Raw genomic sequence first — 14,682 nt, 5'->3', positions numbered from 1 at the left:
GAGTAGCGCCCAATGACTATGACTGACCCAATCGCAGACTTCCTGACACGTCTGCGTAACGCCAACTCGGCGTACCACGACGAAGTGACCCTGCCGCACTCCAAGATCAAGGCCAACATCGCCCAGATCCTCAAGAGCGAGGGCTACATCACCGACTTCCGCACCGAGGATGCCCGCGTCGGCAAGTCGCTGGTCGTCCAGCTCAAGTACGGCCCCAGCCGCGAGCGCAGCATCGCCGGTCTGAAGCGGGTGTCCAAGCCGGGCCTGCGGGTGTACGCAAAGTCCACCAACCTGCCGCGGGTGCTGGGAGGCCTTGGCGTCGCGATCATTTCGACGTCTTCGGGTCTGCTCACCGACCGTCAGGCAGCCAGACAAGGCGTGGGCGGCGAAGTCCTCGCGTACGTATGGTGAGGGGTTAGACGATGTCGCGTATTGGTAAGCAACCGGTTCCGATTCCCGCGGGAGTCGACGTAACCATCGAGGGCCAGAACGTCTCGGTCAAGGGACCCAAGGGCACCCTGGAATTGACTGTCGCCGAACCGATTACGGTGGCGCGCAACGACGACGGCGCAATCGTGGTCAGCCGCCCGGACGATGAGCGGCGCAACCGCTCGCTGCACGGGCTGTCCCGCACCCTGGTGGCGAATCTCGTCACGGGCGTGACGGAGGGCTACACCACCAAGATGGAGATCTACGGCGTGGGCTACCGCGTGCAGCTCAAGGGCAGCAACCTGGAGTTCGCACTCGGCTACAGCCACCCGGTGGTGATCGAGGCGCCGGACGGCATCACGTTCGCCGTACAGGCTCCGACGAAGTTCACGGTCTCTGGGATTGACAAGCAGAAGGTCGGCCAAATCTCGGCGAACATCCGCCGTCTGCGCCGTCCCGACCCGTACAAGGGCAAGGGCGTGCGCTACGAGGGTGAGCAGATCCGCCGCAAGGTCGGAAAGACAGGTAAGTAGTCATGGCGCAGACACAGGTTGAAGCGCAAAAGCCCGTGGGGCAGAGCGTATCCGCGACCCGCCGGGTCTCGCGGTTGCGCCGGCACGCACGGTTGCGCAAGAAGATCTCCGGCACCGCGGAGCGGCCCCGGCTGGTGGTCAACCGGTCATCACGGCACATTCACGTGCAGTTGGTGAACGACCTGACTGGCACCACAGTGGCCGCGGCTTCGTCGATCGAAGCCGACGTGCGGGGTCTGGATGGGGACAAGAAAGCCCGTAGCGTGCGGGTCGGTCAGTTGATCGCCGAGCGGGCCAAGGCTGCCGGCATCGACTCCGTGGTTTTCGACCGCGGCGGCTACACCTACGGTGGACGGATTGCGGCATTGGCCGATGCTGCCCGCGAGAACGGATTGCAATTCTGATGAGCAGCAGCAGCCCGATGAACGGAAGGACCGCATAATGGCGGAACAATCCGCTGGGGGTCAGGGCCCCGACAGCCGTGACGGCGGCCGCGACTCGCGTGACGGACGGGGCCGCCGCGACGGCGGTGGCCGGGGCGGACGCGACCGCGATCGCGACGGCGACAAGAGCAACTACCTGGAGCGGGTCGTCGCGATCAACCGTGTCTCCAAGGTGGTCAAGGGTGGTCGGCGATTCAGCTTCACCGCCCTGGTCATCGTGGGCGACGGCAACGGCATGGTCGGCGTCGGCTACGGCAAGGCCAAAGAGGTTCCCGCCGCGATCGCCAAGGGCGTCGAGGAGGCCCGCAAGGGTTTCTTCCGGGTGCCGCTGATCCGCGGGACCATCACGCACCCGGTCCAGGGCGAGGCCGCAGCCGGCGTCGTGCTGTTGCGCCCGGCCAGCCCGGGTACCGGTGTGATCGCCGGTGGTGCGGCCCGCGCGGTGCTGGAATGCGCTGGCGTGCACGACATCCTGGCGAAGTCGCTGGGTAGCGACAACGCGATCAACGTGGTGCATGCGACCGTGACCGCGCTGAAGATGCTGCAGCGTCCCGAAGAGGTCGCCGCTCGGCGCGGCCTGCCCATCGAGGACGTCGCTCCGGCCGGGATGCTCAAGGCCCGCCGCGAAAGTGACGCGCTGGCCGCTAGCTTGAATGCGGGGGCAGCGCGAGAGGGAACAGCACAATGAGTCAGTTGAAGATCACCCAGGTGCGCAGCACCATCGGTGCGCGCTGGAAGCAGCGCGAGAGCCTGCGCACGCTGGGTCTGCGCAAGATTCGCCACTCGGTGATCCGCGAAGACAACGCGCAGACGCGTGGATTGATTTCCGTGGTGAGCCACCTGGTTGAGGTGGAGGAGGCCAAGTGACCATCAAGCTGCACGACCTGCGGCCTGCGCCCGGGTCGAAGACCGCGCGCACCCGAGTCGGCCGCGGTGAGGGTTCCAAGGGTAAGACCGCGGGCCGCGGCACCAAGGGCACCAAGGCCCGTAAGAACGTCCCGTCGACCTTCGAGGGTGGGCAGATGCCCATCCACATGCGGCTGCCCAAGCTGAAGGGCTTCCGCAACCGGTTCCGCACCGAGTACCAGGTGGTCAACGTCGGCGACATCAACCGGCTGTTCCCCGAGGGCGGCGCGGTCGGTATCGACGAGTTGGTGGCCAAGGGCGCGGTTCGCAAGAACGTGTTGGTCAAGGTGCTCGGCGACGGCAAGCTGACCGTCAACGTCGATGTGACCGCGCACAAGTTCAGTGGCAGCGCTCGGGAGAAGATCACCGCTGCCGGCGGCAGCGCCACCGAGCTGTAACACCGCGAGCTTTCATACCGCGAGCAGACGTAAAAGCTCCCGCACGCCCGGCGTGTCGGGAGCTTTTACGTTCCGCCGCAAGCGGGCGGTGCCCCCAGCTCGCGCAACCTAACTCAACCGCGGAATGACCTGCGCGGCAAGGCGATCCATCTGCTCCCGGTCCTCCGCGACATTTTCGCCGACGGGATTGAACAGCAGCATCTGCGCGCCCGCGTACATCACTTCGCGGAGTCCGCGGACGACATCGGACGGTGTGCCGTAGACCGGGACCGTCTCGATCCCGGCCATGCTCCCGTAGATGCGACGCAACCCGGCCAGCACCCGCTCGCGGGCACGGTCGGCGTCGTCGTCGACCATCAGGTACACGCGCTTGCCGATGGTGAAGCCCGCCGGGTCCTTCTGTTGTTCGGCGAGTTCGCGACGCACGGTTTGCACCGCCTGGGCGAAGTCCGACGTGGATGACGAACCGGCGCCGAGGAAGGCGTCGCCGTGCCGGACCGCCCGGGCCAGCGCCTTGGGTGCGGTGCCGCCGAACCACAGCGGCGGGTGGGGCCGCTGGACCGGCTTGGGCTGGATGGGCAGGTCGTCGACATCGCGGAACCTGCCGTGGAACGTCACCCGCGGCTCGTCGGACCACGCCGCTTTCATGAGCTGCAGGCCTTCGGTGAAATAGCTTATGTAGGAATCGGTTTCGACGCCGAAGGCGGCGAACTTGCGGCGGCCGCCACCGGGTGCGACCCCGATGTCGAGCCGGCCGTGGCTGAGGCGGTCGACCGCGGTGATCGACGAAGCGAGCTGCAACGGATCATGCAGCGACGTCACCAGCACCGCGACGCCCAGGCGCAGTCGCGTCGTACACGCCGCCGCATACGCCAGCAGTTCCAGCGGAGCCAGCAGCGGTGAGGCGCCGATGATCTGTTCGAGCACCCAGCCACCCTCGAACCCCAGTTGCTCGGCGCGGGCCAGATAGGAGCGCAGCCCTTCGGCGTCGAAGTCGCCCGGAACGAGTTGAGGGATAGCGATGGAGTACCTCACGGGCTCCACCGTACGGGCCGGGCCGGCGCCGATCGGTAGGCTTCAAAGATGTTCGCGTTTTTACCTACGCTGCCCGGCGCCGGCGAAGTCCGTGCCCTTTTCGACCGGGTGGACACCGCTCGCCACCACGGCGTGCCGAATGGTTGCGTGCTGGAGTTGAGCCTGCGCAGCACGCCACCGGAGTCCACCGGCTTCGACCCGTTCACCATCATCACCGGCGGCGGCCGTCAGATGTCGCTACGGGAGACGGTCGCCGCGATTCACCGCGCCGCCGAGGACCCGCGGGTGGCGGGGATGATCGCCCGGGTGCAGCTGCCGCCCTCGCCGATCGGGGCGGTCCAGGAACTGCGCGACGCCATTGCGGCGTTCAGCGCCGTCAAGCCGTCCGTGGCATGGGCGGAAACCTACCCGGGCACGCTGTCCTACTACCTGGCGTCGGCGTTCCGGGAGATCTGGATGCAGCCGTCCGGGGGAGTCGGGCTGATCGGTTTCGCGGCCAATGCGATGTTTCTGCGCGATGCGCTGGACAAGGCGGGCATCGAGGCTCAGTTCGTAGCCCGCGGCGAATACAAATCTGCGGCAAACCTTTTCACCGAAGACGGCTTCACCGATGCGCACCGCGAGGCGGTCACCCGCATGCTCGAGAGCCTGCAGAGTCAGGTGTGGCAGGCGGTGGCCGAATCACGCAAGATCGCCGTTGAGTCGCTCGACGCCATGGCCGACCGCGCGCCGCTGATGCGCGACGACGCGCTGGCTTCCGGGCTGGTCGATCGGATCGGATTCCGGGACGAGGCATACTCCCGCGTGGCGGAGTTGGTCGGCGTCGGGGACGGTTCGTCGAACGGTGACGTCGACGCCGAGGAGAAGCCGCCGCGGATGTATCTGGCGCGCTATGCGGGTGCGGCCCGGCCGCGTCTGGCACCGCCGGTGCCCGCAATTCCTGGGCGCCGGGCGAAGCCCACCATCGCTGTGGTCACCGTCGAAGGAACGATCGTCAACGGCCGGGGCGGTCCGCAGGGCCTGCCTCTCGGTCCGTCGAATGCCGGCGGGGACACCATCGCGGCGGCACTGCGCGAGGTCGCCGCCGACGATTCGGTGTCGGCGATCGTGGTCCGGGTGGACAGTCCCGGCGGCTCGGTCACGGCATCGGAGACCATCTGGCGGGAGGTGAAACGAGCTCGCGAGCGCGGCAAGCCGGTCGTGGCGTCGATGGGCTCGGTAGCCGCGTCCGGCGGTTACTACGTCTCGATGGCTGCCGACGCGATCGTCGCCAACCCGGGCACGATCACCGGTTCCATCGGGGTCATCACCGGGAAGTTGGTGGTGCGCGACCTCAAAGACCGGTTGGGGGTGGCCTCGGACACGGTCCGCACCAACGCCAACGCCGATGCCTGGTCGATCGACACCCCGTTCACGCCGGAGCAGCAGGCCAGGCAGGAGGCCGACGCCGACCTGTTCTACACCGACTTCGTGCAGCGTGTCGCCGACGGCCGCAACATGACCACCAAGGACGTGGATATCGTTGCGCGCGGGCGGGTTTGGACGGGCGCCGACGCGCTTGAGCGCGGTCTGGTCGACGAGCTCGGTGGTTTCCGCGCCGCGGTGCGCCGCGCCAAGGTGCTGGCCGGGCTGGACCCGGACACCGAGGTGCGCGTGTTGAGTTACCCCGGCTCGTCGCTGCTGGACATGCTGCGGCCGCGGGCGTCGTCACAACCGGGCGCTGCTTCGCTGTCCGAAGCCGTCGGCGCGCTGCTCACCCGCTCGGTGGCCGGAATCGTCGACCACGTCGAGCAGACGGTGACCGGTGCCCGCGTGCAGTGGTTGGGCCAGGCGCGCTTCTGAGCGTGCGCCGCTAGCTTTCGAAGCGGCCGCTGATGTAGACGATCTCGCCCAGCGGGTCATCGTCTTCGGGGCCGGGAATGCGCAGCCCGCGCTGGGTGAACAGTTCGGTCCGCGTCACCCCGTCGGCCTTCCAGCCCTTGTCGCGCAGGTAGTCGACGGCGTGATTGCGGGCACCGGAATAGACCAGCGAGCCCATGTCGATGTCGACGCCGTGGTCTCGGAATCGGCCGGACATCTCCGACGCCTTCTCCACGTCGAAATCGACGATGCCGGGTACGAATTCGGTCGCGACGGTGCTGCCGGGGGCACTGAGAGAGGTGATGTTGTCGAACAGCCGGTCCTGGGCTTCGGGGGGAAGGTAGATCAGCAGCCCTTCGGCCAGCCACGCGGTGGGCTGGCTGGTATCCAGGCCGGCCTGCTTGAGCGCGGTGGGCCAGTCGCCGCGCAGGTCGATCGCGACGGTGCGCCGAGTCGCGGTCGGCTCGGCCCCGACGTCGGCCAGCGCCGTGGTCTTGAACTCGATGACCTGAGGCTGGTCGATCTCGTAGATCACTGTGCCGTCCGGCCAGGGCAGCCGATAGGCGCGCGCGTCGAGTCCGGACGCCAGGATCACGACCTGCCTGATACCGGAACCGGTGGCGTCGGCGAAGTATTCGTCGAAGTACTTGGTGCGCACGCCCATTCCGTCGATCATCGCCTGGACACGTTCGGGTGTGATGTTCTCGAACGCCGCGGGGTCGAGTTCGCCGTCCATCATCTTGACGAAGAAGTCGACGCCGACCGCCCGCACCAGTGGTTCGGCAAACGGATCCTTGATCAAGCCGTCAGGGGCCATGGTCACCATCGCGCGCCCCGCGGCGACCATGGTCGCGGTGGCGCCGACACTCGACGCGAGATCCCAATTGTCGTCGTCAGCCCGTGGCATGCCTGTCCTATCTGTCGGGGTTAGTGCCGTGTATACAACGCCGCTTCGATCTGTGGCATTTCCACCCCCGGAAAGTTGGACCGAATCGGTACCATTTGACGGTCTAATTAAGGCACGCTGAAGCGATGAGTAACCCGACTTTGTTAAATGACAAGGTGGACGGCAAACGCGTGCTCATCACGGGGGCTTCATCGGGAATCGGCGCGGCTCTGGCCAGGGCACTGGCCTCCCGGGGCGCAGTGGTGGGGGTGGTGGCGCGCCGTGAAGACCGGCTGACGGAGGTCCTGGCTGACTGCCTTCGCGGCTCACCGGATTCGATGATGTGGGTCGCCGATCTCGCCGACGGCATTACCGCCAGTAGGCTCGCGCTGCAAGCCTGGCACGCCATGGGCGGCATCGACGTACTGGTCAACAATGCCGCAATCCCCAAGCGGCGCAGGGTGACCGCGCTCAAGCCGGTCGAGGTCGAGAGCGTCATGCAGGTCAACTTCCTCGCTCCGATGCGGCTGACACTGGCTCTGTTGCCGCGCATGCTTGCCAGACGGGCAGGCACCATCATCAATGTGTCGAGCGTCGCCGGACGGCTCGGCATCGCCGCTGAATCCGCCTACTGCGCGAGCAAATTCGCCCTCTGCGGCTGGAGCGAGGCGATGGCCATCGACTTGGCGGGCACCGGGGTGTCGGTGAAGTTGATCCAGCCCGGCCCGGTGGACACCGAGATCTGGGACCAGCCCGACAATGAACCGCCCGAGTACAGCGGCCCCAAGGTCACGCCGGAAGAGGTTGCCGAGGGCATCATTGCTGCCATCGACAGTGATCGATTCGAGCACTACCTGCCCGACCTCAAGGCGGTGGTCGATGCCAAGAACACCGATCTCGACGCATTCATTGCCGGCATGGCGCAACGGTGAGGGCACTCGCCCACGGTGTGACACCGAAGGTGGCGATCGATCAGCGCCGGATGCGCGAGGCGCCTAGGCAGGGCGGATGGCCTGGTAGTACGCGAGCTGTCCGACCGCACGCTGCGTCTGCCGGGCAACCTCTCTGCATTCGAACCCGGCCTCGTTCAGCAGCCGCGGAATCGCGTCGCCGATGTTGTCACTGAAATGTGGATTTCGCTTTACCAGTCGTGCAAGCAGACCGTGGTGAGTGTGCGCGCCGCCGGCGATGTCGACGAGGTGCAGGCGTCCACCCGGCCGCAGCACGCGGAACGCCTCGGCGGCCACAGCGGCTTTGGCGTCTGCGCCAACGTGGTGAAGCATCATCGACGACAGCACCCGGTCGAACTCGCCATCGGCGTAGGGCAAACGCTGCGCATAGGCGGCATCGAACCGAATTCCGGTCAGACCGGCTGCCTTTCGCTGTGCCCGGTCGAGGATCCGGGGGTCGGGATCGGACCCGACCGCGTCGATCCCAGGCCGAGATCGCTTGGCTTTGATGATGACATTCCCGGTGCCGCAACCGATTTCCAGTACGCGCTGTCCGTCGGCGAGTTCGGCCTGCTCGATAAGCCGTTGATAGACGCTGGTGAAGCCCAGCAAGCGGGACATTAGGTCATATGCGGGCAGCAGCGCCTGGTGACCGGTCGCAGGCAGAAAATCATTTGGATGATGATTGGTCATAAGGACCATATTTACGCGTTGTTCGACAGCATGATTGGGTGATCATTGCCTCAACTTGGATTATCTTTGGCAGTATGACCCAAGCCACCCGGCTCCGCCGGCACCGTGATGGCGTGCCGGTCTACGGTTACCGGACCGACCCCGAGATACCCCCCGTGTCGGTGGTTCGCTATCACGAGTTCGCTGAAGGCCGGCCGCATATCCACGACTTCCCCGCGCTCTGGTACGTGCCGGCGGCGGCCGTGGTCTATGTGGCCGCCCCGGGAAAGGTGCTGGACCCGAAGCAGGTTTTTCCGGTCGGGGATGGGATCGCGGTCTTCTTCGATCCGGTTGCCCTCGGCGAGGACGGGCGATCGCCCTGGCCGGCTTGGCGGACACATCCGCTGCTGTTTCCGTTCCTGCACGGAGAAAGCGGCGGGGTGCTGCGCCTGCAGGTGCGCGACGATCGTAAGACACTGTGGGAAGGCACGATCCGGTCCATCGAAAGCGAAGTGACCGGGCGTCAGGAAAGCTATCGACAGGCCGCACTCGCGCACCTGACGCTGCTGCTGATCGAACTTGCCCGCGTGGCCGGCGACATCGTCGGCGATCTGCGGCGCAGCGGCGAACCGTTGTTGGCCGATGTCTTCGCTGTGATCGACCGCCGGATCGGCGAACCGCTGTCGCTGCGCGATGTGGCCGGCGAAGTCGGCATGACGCCGGGTCACCTGACGACGGTCGTCCGCCGTCGCACCGGACGGACGGTGCAGGAGTGGATCATCGAGCGGCGCATGGCCGAAGCGCGTGACCTGTTGGCCGAGACCGATCTCCCCGTTGGCGAGGTCGCCAGGCGTGTCGGCATAGCGGACGCCGGATACTTCAGCCGGCTCTTCAGCAGGGCGCACGGCGGCTCGCCCCGTCAGTGGCGTGCCGGCCACGCGCACCGGTTGTGAAATGCCCGACGCGATACGGGCGTGTCGCGTCTTGAGATTCACAGTCGGCGGCACCGGGGCTGGGCACAGGGGCTGGGCGCAGGGCGGCCCCAACGGGGGTTAGCCCAGGGCCCCGTAGGATCCGGTGACAGGCAGGTCAATCGGCGTGATGACGCCGGGGGCGGCGTCGCAGACGAACGGGATGGCGTTGACGGCCGCCACGGCGGTGCTGTCCATCAACACGGTCATCGCGTCCTGCCCGGCACGTCCGAAGCGGATCGTCGCGTCGACGAATGGCTGCCCGTCGATCACGATGCTGAAGCCTTCGGGATCGTTCCATTGCGGATCGAGCCCGTCACTGCTCATGGTCCAGCAGATGGCCAGTTCGACCACCGTCTTTCCATTGCGTAGCCCGCGGTAGGTTCGGCGCTGACCGGCGACGGTGCCGGCTTCGTAGGTGATCCAGCCGAGTTCCACATCCTCTTTGGCCACCGCGTTCTCCACGAACGCCTCTTTGGCCTCGAGCTCGGCGCCCAGCATGGCGGCCACCATGTCCAGCGTTTCGAAGTAACCCAGGCCGAAGCGTTGGGCGGCGGGGTCGATCGGCACAATCCGCTGGCGGGGGGGCTTGCCGAAACCCAGCACCCGCCAGGCGTCCCGCACCGGATAAGTGGTGCAGTCCAGCGTCTCCACCAGCTTGACGCTGTGCACCCGGCGGCATGCACCGGTGAGGAAGCCGGCCACCACGTTGATGAATCCGGGCTCGAAACCGGTGCCGAGAAACGTGGCACCGCCGGCCCGGGCCGCCGTCTCGAGCGCCGCACGCTCGGCCGGGTGGTGGGTGCCGGTCAGGAAATCTCCCGTCGTGACGACGTTGATCCCCTGGCGGAGCATCCTGGCCACCAGCTCGAAGTCGATGACCCGCGGCATATAGTTGACGCAGTCCGGGGCCAGATCCAGCAGTGCGTCGACGTCGTCGGTCGCGTTCAGCCCCAAGGGTTCTCGGTCGGCCAGGGTCCCGGCGTCGCAACCCACTTTGTCCCCGCCGAATGCATGGACTCCCACGACGTCGAAGTCGTCGCGCTCGAGCAGGATGCCCAGTGCCCGCTTGCCGATATTGCCGGTCGACCATTGCACCACGCGCCGCATGCCCCACGGTAACCGTTGACAGCCCGACTCGAACACTGTTCTAATCAGAACGTTGTTCGAAACGGGGGCAGGAATGGACGCGCCGGTACTGCGTTACGGCGCACTGGATCGTGACCACCTCACCAAGCACCTGTGGCAGTTGGCCAAGCGAGTCGGTGTGCATAAGGTGACGATGCGGGAGCTGGCGGCCGAAGCAGGCACCCGGCCGTCGTCGGTGTACTACCACGTGCGCGACAAGTCCGAACTGCTCGATCTGCTGATCGAATCGGTACTGGCGCAGATCGTGGTGCCACTGCACGGCGACTGGGAATCCCGACTGGTCGCGCTCTATATGAACGCGTGGCAGGTGCTCGTCGAGGTTCCGGGGATCGCCGGCCTGCTGCAGGGACACCCGCACACCGCGGCGGCGACCGAGATGGATCGTGCCACTCGCCGCATCCTGCATGAATCGAGTTTGCGCGCCGAGCATTTCGAGGCGGCGCACGCTGCGTTGTATGTCCACCTGTTGGGCTCGGTGCAGCTTGAGCACCTGCGCCGCACCGACGACGGGCCCAGCGATGAGAAGTTCTCCTATGGCCTGCGCCTGATCCTCAGCGGCCTGCGCAACGAGATACAGGGGGGATCGTGACGGACACCGCGGTCGACTTGGCCGAGCCCGGGTTGTGGGCTTCGGAGTTCCCCGACGAGCTGTTTGAGCAGTTGCGGACCCGTACGCCGGTCTTCCACCAGAAACTCACCGATGACGTCAAATCCGCGGTAGGCCGGGAATTCTGGGTCTGCACCAGGCATGCCGACGTCGCCCGTGTGCATCGCGATTATGAATCGTTCACGGCAACTCGCGGGCCACTGATTCAGGATGTGCCCCTGTTCGACGCGTACCCGGCCATCGTGAGTCTGGATCCGCCGGATCACACCATCCGCCGCAGGGTGATCACCCGTGCCTTCACGCCGCGGGCCGTGGCGAAATTGGAGGACGGCATTCGCGCCCGCGCCAAGGCGATGGCCGGCGCATTGTTACGCGACGGTGGCGGCGAATTCGTAGATCTTGCTGCGGGACTTCCGATTTCGGTAATCGGCGATATCGTCGGGATTCCCGAAGCCGACCGGCCGCGTGTGTTCGCACTCATCGACAAAGTGTTGAAGACCGCGGGCGGGCAGATGTCGGTTCCCGACGGTGACGACCTGATGCCCTTCCTGGAGTTGTTCCAGTACGCCAGTGAGCTGACCACCCACAAGCGTGACCATCCCGTGGATGACATCTGGAGTGCGCTGTGCACCACCGAGATCACCGCGGATTCGGGGGAGAGCTTCCTGCTGCCGGCCAATGAGCTGGAGATTTTCTTCTTCATCCTCGGCCTGGCCGGCGCTGACACCACACGCAACGCGTTGTGCGACGGCATCCGGGCGTTCGTCGCCAACCCAGACCAGATCGCGTTGTACCGGAACGATCCGCAGGCACGCGCCACCGCGGTGGAAGAGGTGATCCGCTACTCCACGCCCATCATCTTCTGGGTACGCGGGGCGACGAAGGATGTGACGCTGGGCGACACCCTGATTCCCGAGGGTGCCCGCGTGGTCACCATGCTGCGGTCGGCGAACCGCGATGAGGACGTCTTCGCCGACCCCTACCGCTTTGACGTCCGCCGTGATCCCAACCCGCATCAGTCTTTTGGTGGTGGCGGTGCCCACCACTGTCTGGGTGCAATGCTGGCCCGCGCCGAGGTCAGGGCGGCCCTCGACGAAATTCTGTTGCCTACCAACACGATCGAACTCGGCGAACCCAGGCTGCGGCTGCCGCACCTGGCCAACAACATGACCGTGTACGAATCAGTGCCGGTGACCCTGCGCTAGATCGGCTCGATGTCCAGCCAGCGATCGACCTCGAATCGGTCGTCCACAGCGCGCAGCGTCGCTCCTCCGTGACCCGGGTAGTGCGCGGGTACGACGGCCGCCCCGGCCGCGGCGGCTTCGGCGAAGATCCGGCGGCGGGTGACCGCAGCGGCGGCCTGGTCGATGTCGAAGGCGCAGGGGTCGTCGGGGCGGCGCACCTGTATCGGGTTGTGGGTCAGATCGCCGACGAAGACCGCAGGCCGGCCCGCGTCGAGCCACAGCACCGAGGAGCCGGGGGTGTGCCCGGGCGCGGGGCGTAATCGCAGGGCAGGGCTGATCTCGTAGTCGTCTGACCATTGGACGATTTGCGCATCCACCGGCAGGACGCTGTCCTCGAACACCAGCCGGTTACCGAGCTGTTGCAGCGCTTCCTCCTCGGCGCGCGGATCCTGTTGTGCCGCTGCCCCGTCGGGGTGGAAGTGGCGGTAGTCAGCCTGCGGCACCAGGTACCGGGCGTTCGGGAACGTCGGCAACCACGCGTCGTGGTGCAGCATGGTGTTCCACCCGACGTGATCGGAGTGGACGTGGGTGTTGACCACCACGTCGACGGCATTGCGGTCGACGCCGGCCGATTGCAGCGCCGCGAGGTAACCGGTGTTCAGCTGGTCCAGCGGCGGCATCTGCGGGCGCGTCCGGTCGTTGCCGACGCCGGTATCCACGACGACGGTCAGTCCGTCGACTTCGATCACCCAGCTCTGGATCGCGATATGCAACTGATCGGTGCCCGGATCGAAGAAGTCCGGTGCCAACAGGTCCGCGTTGTCGCGCCATCCGGCTGCCGGGGTGTGCGGGAAGACCCGGGTCGGCAGGTCGAAGCGCAGCTCCAGTACCCGGGTCAGTCTGGCGCGTCCCAGCTCGACGGCATCCATTACGTCCTCCTCGCCGAGCGTGAATTACCCGACGTGTCCGCCGCGTGTCGCGTGGAAAACTTCACAGTCGGCGCGGGCTCTCACCGGCCGCGCAGGTAGGTGTAGACACCGGCGAAGTTCCGGTTCACTTCCTCGGGAACCGGCACGTATCCACCGAGGGCCTTTGCGCCCCAAGCGATCTGCGCTGTGCGCTCGACCAGCGCGGTGATATGCATGGCCTTGTCCGGCCGTGGTCCCACCGCCACCAGGCCGTGGTTGGCGATCAGCGCGGCCCCCCGCCCTTCCAGCGCCTTGACCGCGTTGGCACCGACGTCGGGGGTACCGGACGCGGCGTATTCGGCGCAGCGCACGTCGCCGCCGCAGTACACCGCGAACTCGTCGATGCAGGCCGGGATGGGCTGGTGCGCGACGGCGAACATGGTGGCCCACACCGGGTGGCTGTGGATGACGCTGCCGATGTCGTCGAACGCCTGGTAGCACGCCAGGTGCAGCTGCATCTCGGTCGAGGGCATGCGGCCGTCCCTGGCCCGCAGTACGGCGCCGTCCGGATCGACCAGCACCAGGTCGTCGAGGGCCATGTCGGCGTAGTCGACGGACGACGGCGTGATCACCAGGTTGCCGTCGGAGCGCCGGGCGGAGATGTTGCCCGCGGTACCCTCCACCAGACCACGACGCAGCATGTCCTTGGCGGCCGCCAGCACGGCGTCTTCAGCATTCTCAACGAATTTCATGAGCCCAGCACCTCCGGGTTGACGATATGGGCGGGCCTCCCGCCGGACAGCAGCGCCTCCAGGTCGTCGGCAACCAGCTGTGCCTGCCGCGCCTCAGTGTTCCACGTGGCGCCGCCGATATGCGGGGTGAGCACGACATTGGGCATCGCGGTCAGCGGGTGGTCGGTGGGCAGCCATTCGCCGGCGAAATGGTCCAGGCCGGCGGCGGCCACCTTGCCGGTCCGCAGTGCGTCGACGAGGGCGTCGACGTCGTGCAGCTGGGCCCGTGCGGAATTGAGGAACACGACGCCGTCACGCATGGCGGCGAACTGTTCGGACCCGATCATCCCGACGGTGTCGTCGGTGACCGGTGCGTGCAGGGAGACGACGTCGGATTCGGCCAGCAACTGCTCGAGGGTGTGGTGGGCGTCGGCACAGTAGGGGTCGTGTGCGATGACCCGCAGGCCCAGGCCGGCCAGCCGCCACTGGGTTGCCCGGCCGACCGCGCCCAGTCCCACCAGCCCGGCGGTGAGTCCGGCGATCTCCCAGCCGCGGAACCGCTGATACGGGATGGTGCCATCGCGAAAGATGTTGCCGCTGCGGACATCCGCGTCGGCCGCCACCAGGCGCCGGGTGGCGGCCAGCAGCAAGGCGACGGTCATCTCGGCGACCGCGTCGGCGTTGCGGGCCGGGGTGTTCAGCACCGGGATGCCGGCCGCCGTGGCCGCGGCGACGTCGACGTTGTTGGGGTCGCCGCGAGTGGCCGCAACGGCACGCAGCCCCAGCTCGAACACCGGGCCCTTGACCGAATCACTTTCCACCACAACAATCTCGGCCGATTCCGTGCTGATCCGGTCGGCCAGTTGCTCGGCGTTGTAGATGCGCAGCGGGCTCTGGTCGATCCAGGGGTCGTAGACCACGTCGGCCAGGTGGCGGATCTTGGCGAAACCCGGGCCGCGGAGTGGGGCCGTCACCAGGGCGCGTGGTCGGGACGTCACGAAACTCCATGCTGGCGTACCG

The 14,682-nt window shown here is 66.8% G+C and carries 18 protein-coding genes; 11 read left to right on the top strand and 7 right to left on the bottom strand.

What is annotated here, in order from left to right:
- Window positions 1–12 precede the first annotated feature (12 nt).
- From rpsH to rplO, 6 genes are read left to right on the top strand one after another with little or no spacing between them, the layout of a single operon-like run.
- Window positions 13–411 (top strand): 30S ribosomal protein S8, encoded by a 399-nt coding sequence (gene rpsH, locus QXK92_RS14195; protein WP_065137374.1) that lies wholly within the window; start codon window positions 13–15, stop codon window positions 409–411.
- An 11-nt stretch (window positions 412–422) separates the two neighbouring features.
- Entirely contained in the window at window positions 423–962 is a 540-nt protein-coding gene (gene rplF / locus QXK92_RS14190; RefSeq protein WP_306242225.1) for a 50S ribosomal protein L6, read from the top strand.
- Window positions 963–997: 35 nt separating this feature from the next.
- Window positions 998–1,366: a 50S ribosomal protein L18 gene (gene rplR / locus QXK92_RS14185; RefSeq protein WP_306244428.1), complete on the top strand. Its 369-nt coding sequence runs from the start codon at window positions 998–1,000 to the stop codon at window positions 1,364–1,366.
- Between the two features lie 37 nt (window positions 1,367–1,403).
- Window positions 1,404–2,093: a 30S ribosomal protein S5 gene (gene rpsE / locus QXK92_RS14180; RefSeq protein ID WP_306242224.1), complete on the top strand. Its 690-nt coding sequence runs from the start codon at window positions 1,404–1,406 to the stop codon at window positions 2,091–2,093.
- On the top strand, window positions 2,090–2,272 hold the full coding sequence (rpmD, locus tag QXK92_RS14175; RefSeq protein WP_306242223.1) for a 50S ribosomal protein L30: 183 nt from the start codon (window positions 2,090–2,092) through the stop codon (window positions 2,270–2,272). Before rpsE ends, rpmD begins: the two co-directional genes overlap by 4 nt.
- Window positions 2,269–2,709 carry a 50S ribosomal protein L15 gene (gene rplO, locus QXK92_RS14170; protein ID WP_065164104.1) on the top strand — a complete coding sequence of 147 codons (441 nt, stop codon included), beginning with the start codon at window positions 2,269–2,271 and terminating at the stop codon, window positions 2,707–2,709. Before rpmD ends, rplO begins: the two co-directional genes overlap by 4 nt.
- 108 nt (window positions 2,710–2,817) lie before the next feature.
- On the opposite strand, the gene QXK92_RS14165 is transcribed toward rplO, so the two are convergent.
- Complete coding sequence (locus QXK92_RS14165) at window positions 2,818–3,744, bottom strand: LLM class flavin-dependent oxidoreductase (protein ID WP_306242222.1); 927 nt, start codon at window positions 3,742–3,744, stop codon at window positions 2,818–2,820.
- Between the two features lie 48 nt (window positions 3,745–3,792).
- Between QXK92_RS14165 and sppA the strand changes: the two genes are divergently transcribed.
- The gene (sppA, locus tag QXK92_RS14160) at window positions 3,793–5,586 is read left to right on the top strand and encodes a signal peptide peptidase SppA (protein ID WP_306242221.1); all 1,794 of its coding nucleotides are present in this window, start codon (window positions 3,793–3,795) and stop codon (window positions 5,584–5,586) included.
- A gap of 10 nt (window positions 5,587–5,596) precedes the next feature.
- Here sppA and QXK92_RS14155 read toward each other — a convergent pair whose 3' ends face one another.
- Window positions 5,597–6,511 (bottom strand): class I SAM-dependent methyltransferase, encoded by a 915-nt coding sequence (locus QXK92_RS14155; protein WP_306242220.1) that lies wholly within the window; start codon window positions 6,509–6,511, stop codon window positions 5,597–5,599.
- Between the two features lie 125 nt (window positions 6,512–6,636).
- Between QXK92_RS14155 and QXK92_RS14150 the strand changes: the two genes are divergently transcribed.
- Entirely contained in the window at window positions 6,637–7,422 is a 786-nt protein-coding gene (locus QXK92_RS14150) for an SDR family NAD(P)-dependent oxidoreductase (protein ID WP_371934515.1), read from the top strand.
- Window positions 7,423–7,485: 63 nt separating this feature from the next.
- Here the strand turns inward: QXK92_RS14150 and QXK92_RS14145 are convergent, their stop codons facing one another.
- Window positions 7,486–8,133 carry a class I SAM-dependent methyltransferase gene (locus QXK92_RS14145; RefSeq protein WP_371934514.1) on the bottom strand — a complete coding sequence of 216 codons (648 nt, stop codon included), beginning with the start codon at window positions 8,131–8,133 and terminating at the stop codon, window positions 7,486–7,488.
- 74 nt (window positions 8,134–8,207) lie between these two features.
- On the opposite strand from QXK92_RS14145, the gene QXK92_RS14140 reads away from it, so the two are divergent.
- Window positions 8,208–9,065 carry a helix-turn-helix transcriptional regulator gene (locus QXK92_RS14140; RefSeq protein ID WP_306242218.1) on the top strand — a complete coding sequence of 286 codons (858 nt, stop codon included), beginning with the start codon at window positions 8,208–8,210 and terminating at the stop codon, window positions 9,063–9,065.
- Window positions 9,066–9,164: 99 nt separating this feature from the next.
- On the opposite strand, the gene QXK92_RS14135 is transcribed toward QXK92_RS14140, so the two are convergent.
- Window positions 9,165–10,193 carry a dihydrodipicolinate reductase gene (locus QXK92_RS14135; protein ID WP_306242217.1) on the bottom strand — a complete coding sequence of 343 codons (1,029 nt, stop codon included), beginning with the start codon at window positions 10,191–10,193 and terminating at the stop codon, window positions 9,165–9,167.
- A gap of 73 nt (window positions 10,194–10,266) precedes the next feature.
- Between QXK92_RS14135 and QXK92_RS14130 the strand changes: the two genes are divergently transcribed.
- Both QXK92_RS14130 and QXK92_RS14125 read left to right on the top strand, forming a co-directional pair.
- On the top strand, window positions 10,267–10,821 hold the full coding sequence (locus tag QXK92_RS14130; RefSeq protein ID WP_306242216.1) for a TetR/AcrR family transcriptional regulator: 555 nt from the start codon (window positions 10,267–10,269) through the stop codon (window positions 10,819–10,821).
- The gene (locus QXK92_RS14125) at window positions 10,818–12,044 is read left to right on the top strand and encodes a cytochrome P450 (RefSeq protein ID WP_306242215.1); all 1,227 of its coding nucleotides are present in this window, start codon (window positions 10,818–10,820) and stop codon (window positions 12,042–12,044) included. The genes QXK92_RS14130 and QXK92_RS14125 overlap by 4 nt, the downstream gene beginning before the upstream one ends.
- On the opposite strand, the gene QXK92_RS14120 is transcribed toward QXK92_RS14125, so the two are convergent.
- The 3 genes from QXK92_RS14120 to QXK92_RS14110 all read right to left on the bottom strand — a co-directional run bounded on the left by QXK92_RS14120 (window position 12,041) and on the right by QXK92_RS14110 (window position 14,660).
- On the bottom strand, window positions 12,041–12,952 hold the full coding sequence (locus tag QXK92_RS14120) for an MBL fold metallo-hydrolase (protein WP_306242214.1): 912 nt from the start codon (window positions 12,950–12,952) through the stop codon (window positions 12,041–12,043). The genes QXK92_RS14125 and QXK92_RS14120 overlap by 4 nt on opposite strands.
- Before the next feature lie 80 nt (window positions 12,953–13,032).
- Window positions 13,033–13,683 carry an L-fuculose-phosphate aldolase gene (locus tag QXK92_RS14115; RefSeq protein WP_306242213.1) on the bottom strand — a complete coding sequence of 217 codons (651 nt, stop codon included), beginning with the start codon at window positions 13,681–13,683 and terminating at the stop codon, window positions 13,033–13,035.
- Window positions 13,680–14,660, bottom strand: coding sequence for an NAD(P)-dependent oxidoreductase (locus QXK92_RS14110; RefSeq protein WP_306242212.1), 981 nt, complete (start codon window positions 14,658–14,660; stop codon window positions 13,680–13,682). The genes QXK92_RS14115 and QXK92_RS14110 overlap by 4 nt, the downstream gene beginning before the upstream one ends.
- Window positions 14,661–14,682: the final 22 nt, after the last annotated feature.

Source organism: Mycobacterium sp. TY815, from assembly GCF_030755135.1.
Lineage (GTDB): Bacteria > Actinomycetota > Actinomycetes > Mycobacteriales > Mycobacteriaceae > Mycobacterium.
Note: the sequence above shows the minus strand (reverse complement) of the source record. Positions and strands in the feature narration are given on the sequence as shown.